General features: G+C 60.8%; 4 protein-coding genes and 1 pseudogene. 2 read left to right on the forward strand and 3 right to left on the reverse strand.

All coding sequences use genetic code 11. The features are described from left to right. Positions 1 to 263: 263 nt before the first annotated feature. On the reverse strand, positions 264 to 1,643 hold the full coding sequence (locus DH10_RS31435) for a hypothetical protein (protein WP_192247875.1): 1,380 nt from the start codon (positions 1,641 to 1,643) through the stop codon (positions 264 to 266). 504 nt (positions 1,644 to 2,147) lie between these two features. Next, positions 2,148 to 2,789: a cysteine hydrolase family protein gene (locus DH10_RS31440; RefSeq protein ID WP_192247878.1), complete on the reverse strand. Its 642-nt coding sequence runs from the start codon at positions 2,787 to 2,789 to the stop codon at positions 2,148 to 2,150. A 126-nt stretch (positions 2,790 to 2,915) separates the two neighbouring features. On the opposite strand from DH10_RS31440, the gene DH10_RS31445 reads away from it, so the two are divergent. Further along, positions 2,916 to 3,899, forward strand: coding sequence for a helix-turn-helix domain-containing protein (locus tag DH10_RS31445; protein ID WP_192247881.1), 984 nt, complete (start codon positions 2,916 to 2,918; stop codon positions 3,897 to 3,899). Between the two features lie 19 nt (positions 3,900 to 3,918). Here the strand turns inward: DH10_RS31445 and DH10_RS31450 are convergent, their stop codons facing one another. After that, positions 3,919 to 4,476 carry a sugar O-acetyltransferase gene (locus DH10_RS31450; protein ID WP_192247884.1) on the reverse strand — a complete coding sequence of 186 codons (558 nt, stop codon included), beginning with the start codon at positions 4,474 to 4,476 and terminating at the stop codon, positions 3,919 to 3,921. Positions 4,477 to 4,609: 133 nt separating this feature from the next. Between DH10_RS31450 and DH10_RS31455 the strand changes: the two are divergent. Further along, positions 4,610 to 4,911, forward strand: a pseudogene (locus tag DH10_RS31455) (DUF4126 domain-containing protein); the annotation flags it as partial.

Genomic DNA, 4,911 nt, shown 5'->3' on the forward strand with positions numbered 1-4,911 from the left:
CTCGGAAAAGATCTTCCTCAACGAACAGGATCAGATCGAAGGTTTGTTCTAAGCATCGTTCGAGCTGAAAACGGCCAAGGGCGCCGCGCTGCCGCGGCGCCCTTTTTTCTTGGACGATTTCTATTTACGCCACTGTGGAGGAGTCGACCTTCTTGATGTCGGCGACCGACTGCGATGAAGGCACCTTGGCTTGAAGCAAGGATTGCTTGGCTTGAAGCAAGGATTGGCAACTCGCGCTGCCGTTCCTTGCGGTTCATCGATCGCTAATTCCCGCCGAATTTGCTGATCGCGTTCGTGGAGATGAAAACCAGACGGTCGAGCAGCGCAAAAAAGACGTCTATGCTGAACCCAACCACAAAGGCGAAAGTGAAGAGGCCGAAACCTACGGACTTGAAGTCGCTGTTGCTGCCGAATGTCGGACCCCAAAACCAGGCTAAGATCATCCCAGCCAGCGCGGCCAGCGCCATACGATGGGCTATGCGATAAACCGGCGGATTTGGTTGCGTGGTATCCAAAATAAGTCTCATATAGTAGATCATTGAGCCCAAGGCTGCATAAAGACATGGCAAGATCCATACGGCGTAGGGATCGATGGCGTCTTTTATCCTTAGAGCCCACGAATCCACCGAGGGCACCGTCATCGAGACATAGTTCAGCGAATACTTGCAGGCTTGACCGACAATCTTTCTCATGTCCATCCCAAGGACCTGAGAGTCGGAGGCTTGCACCGCAAGTTCGGCCTGAGATATTGCTTGCGTCGTAGCGCCGTCGACGATTTTGCCGTCTTTGTTTTTCAGTTTCGCCGCCGGTTGAGCCCGACAAAAGAAGTTCATGGTGTCGTTTCCTGCGGACGCTTGCTTAGCCGCCTCTGCATTGGCGGCACCGCCCGCCTTCGTTTCAGGTGAAAGCGGACCGGCCGTGGTGACCTCCGCGGTTTTGAACGCCCCGACAAAATTCCGGCCGCTTGCCATCGCTGTACCGACGAAGGTTTCGAGCTTCAACACTCCCGGAAATGGCGAGGCTGACAAATTCTCGAAGTCGCCCACTCTTGTTTCCAGGGACTTCAGCTTGAAATTCAGATCACGAAGTTCGTGCAGGGTCAGGTAGGATGATTCACGCGCCAGTTCGTCGATCGGCCTTTTTGCTGGAACCTTAGGGTCTTCCGGCTTTCCGCCTAATTCAACGGGAAGGCTCGCGAGTTGCATCTGGTCTGGGGAGAACAGATCATCCTGAGCGACAAGCAGTTGCCTCTCCAACTGACCAAATCGGCGATCCGGCTGCTGTGTCGCCAAAGTTTGCACCTCTGAAAGCAAGGCGACACCTTTGTTGTACACCAGAGACAAAGATCCGACCAGAAACATGAGAAGCATTGAAAGGAAAATACAGGTATAGACCATGCCTTGAGAGACGGAGTTTTCGTTAGCGCCCCTCAAGGGTAACTGCGCCGCTTCTATTTCAGCTTTCAGCGCAATGACATCAGCGTGAACAATCTTTCTTTGCTCCGCCGGAAGCGCCGCAACTTTTTCTCGCGCAGATATGAGTTTCTCGTTTCGCGACCTCCCCTTGCTTGCCGCCTCCGCGACAAGTCGGTCTGCTTCCAAGAGCAGTTCCTCGACGCTTTCGGCTTGTGTCGTTTGCGCCAAGTGACCTCCTCAGCCAAGCCACCCAGGCACAAAGCCATAGGGACTAGGGCATCCACAGGGCGATCCAGGCGGGCCTGGAGGCTGCGCCCAACACCAGAAATTCGGAGTAAAACAGATTGTCCCTGGAGCGTGCGGAGGAACTTGAGCGAAAGCAGGCCGCGGCAGGATTGTCGCAACACAGACCAACGCTGCGGCCACCGCATTTCGTGCAACCCGCGCTTTCAATTGCTAGCCCCCACAGCCTACCAATCGAACTTGAATTAAAGCTCAAATTCTACTCTGCGGCAAGACGACGGTGACGTCTGTGAAATACATCACTCTCTGTATGGTTTTCATTTGCTTCAACACAGTGTCGAAAATTGCGATCGACGGGACGTTGTTTGAGCAGCGAGTTGCTCGAAAAAGAAACGCCGGGCGTGATAAATCGCGACCGCTGGAAGCATCTCCATGGAAAGAAGAGGGCCGCATCGCTGCGGCGCCTTTGTTGTGTCGGAGCAGCACGGTTTAGGCGGCGTTGCGCGCCAGCGCCCGCTGGTTCGACGCATAGATGGTATCGCGTTCCGGCAGGGTGCCGGTTTTCAGGCAGTCGATCCATTCGGCGGTCTTAAGCACTGCGGCGAAGCGCGACTGCAGCACCACGCTCACCACCCGATGGATGTCCTCGGCCGACGCATAGCCGGCGCTGTTGGCGTAGGGCACCGAGCCGCTGGCATCCGAAAGGAATTCGACGGCAAAGCCCATATGCACTGCGTGGATGATGGTCGAAAGATCGCAATTATGCGTCATGTAGCCGACGACCGCGATCGTATCGATGTGGTTTGCGCGCAGCCAGTCCTCGAGGTCCGTGCCGGTGAAGGCCGAAGGCAGCGTCTTCTCGACATAATGGTCGCGGGCACGCCGGGCGATCTCGGGATGCAACTCGCCGCCATGGCTGCCCTTGGCGAAGATCGGCGAGGTTTCCGGCGCCATCTGCTTGACGACCACGACCTTGATGCCGGCCGCGGCCGCGGCGTCCATAGCGCGCGCCACATTGGCGACGCTGTCGGCGAAGGGCGGATGCTGAATGGCGAGGTTGCCGCCGTTGTAGTCGTTCTGGACATCGACGACGACGAGGGCGCGGCGCGGCTGGGTGGCTGGTGTTGGCATGGCTGTCTCCTTTCGACGGGTTGATGAGCGCAAAGCTAGGCCGACCATCCACATGCAGAAAGTGGCCCGATTGACATTGTTCGAAAAAATCGGGACGCTCTTGCTTGAAACTCAATGGTGTCTGTCATGCGCAACCCGATCATCGCGGCCGTCGCCTTCGACGGCATAAGTCCCTTCCATCTCTCCGTGCCTTGCCTTGTGTTCGGCACGGACCGCACGAAGCTCGGCCTGCCGCGGTTCGACTTCCGCGTCTGCGCGGCCGAGCAAGGCCCTATTCACACCGATGCCGGTTTGAGCATTTCGGTCCCGCACGATCTTTCGGCGCTCCACGAAGCCGACATCATCATCGTCCCAAGCTGGAAGAACCTCGAGGCCCCTCTGGCCGCGCCGCTCAAAGACGCGCTCGCACGGGCGCATCAACGCGGCGCGCTGATCGTGGGCCTGTGCCTCGGCACCTTCGCCATTGCCGCCGCTGGACTGCTGGCGGGACGCAAGGCGACCACGCATTGGGCCTATACCGATCAGCTCCAGGCGCTTCACCCCGACATCGCCGTCGACGCCGACGTGCTCTATGTCGATGAAGGCGACATCGTTACCTCCGCCGGCGTCGCGGCCGGGCTGGATTGCTGCCTGCACATCGTGCGGGCGCGCTATGGCGCCGAGGCAGCACTTCGGCTCGCCCGCCATGTCGTGCTTTCGCCCCACCGGCAGGGGGGCCAGGCCCAGTTCATCGAACGCCCTCTCGCGCCGACGCCGACCGCCGACCGGTTCGCCAGGGCCCTGGACGAGGTGCGGGCAACGCTTGGCGATGCGCACAGCCTGGACAGCGTCGCCGAAGCAGCGGGTCTTACCCGCCGCACCTTCACGCGCCGCTTCCAGAAGACGATCGGGACCAGTTTCGGCGACTGGCTGGCCGACCAGCGCGTGGCGCTGGCGCAGCGGCTGCTGGAACAGACGGACAAGTCGATGGATATAGTGGCCTTCGAGGCCGGCTTCGGCAGTGCCACCTCGCTGCGCCAGCATTTCGCCGCTCGGCTCAGAACCTCGCCGATGCAATACCGGCGCGAATTCTCCAGGCAAACGCCACCGGGCCGGGCAGCATTGCTCTAGAAAGGCGGCTATCGAATCTTCAGTGCTTCCCGATCATCCGCGCCGGGTTGCCGACGACGGTCGTATTGGCCGCCACGTCGCGCGTCACCACCGCTCCGGCGCCGACAATGGCGCCCTCGCTGATCCTGACGCCGGCGAGGATCACCGCGCTGCCGCCGATCCAGGCATTGTCGCCGATCGTCACCGGTTTGGCGATCTCCAGTCCGGCAAGCCGGCCGGCAGCCTCCCGATGATGCTCGGCGCAGTAGATCTGCACGTTAGGGCCAAGCAGCGTTCCCTTGCCGATGCGCACCGGCGCGGTATCGAGGATGGTGCAGCCGGCATTGAGGAAGACGCCGTCGCCGAGGAACAGGTTGAAGCCATAAGCGCAGTGGAACAGCGCTTCGATGCGCGCGCCCTCGCCCACGGCGCCGAGCAGCGCCCGCAAGGCAGGACCGATGTCGCCGCGCTGCCGGGGCGGCAGGCTGTTGTGCTCGAACACGGCATCGCGGGCGGCAGCGCGCAGCTCTTCCAGTTCCGGGCCGATGCAGGTGTACCATTCGCCCGCCGCCATCTTCATGCGTTCGCTTGTCGTCATGGCCGCTCCTCCGATGTTGGCTGCTGCCAAAAGCACAATCCACCCTGTGGCGAAAGCCCATCGCCAAACGTCCTGTCTATGCTAGCCTGCCATCTCGGGACCATGCGAGGTCCCGATTTTGAGGGGGTCGATCATGCTTTACATTCTCGCACTGCTGATTGGTGTCATCGCCGGCTTGCGCGCCATGACCGCGCCGGCCGCCGTCGCCTGGGGCTCGTATCTCGGCTGGCTCCCGGTTGCCGGCACCTGGGCGAGCTTCATGGGCCACTGGGCCGCCGTCAGCATCTTCACTATCCTGGCGATTGTCGAGCTCGTCACCGACCAGTTGCCGTCGACGCCGAGCCGCAAGGTGCCGCAGCAATTCGGCGCCCGCATCATTGTGGGCGCCTTCACCGGCGCGGTGATCGGCGCCACGGCCGGCGCCGCCATCGGCGG

The sequence above is a fragment of the Mesorhizobium silamurunense genome (assembly GCF_014843825.1).
GTDB classification, from domain to species: domain Bacteria; phylum Pseudomonadota; class Alphaproteobacteria; order Rhizobiales; family Rhizobiaceae; genus Mesorhizobium; species Mesorhizobium silamurunense.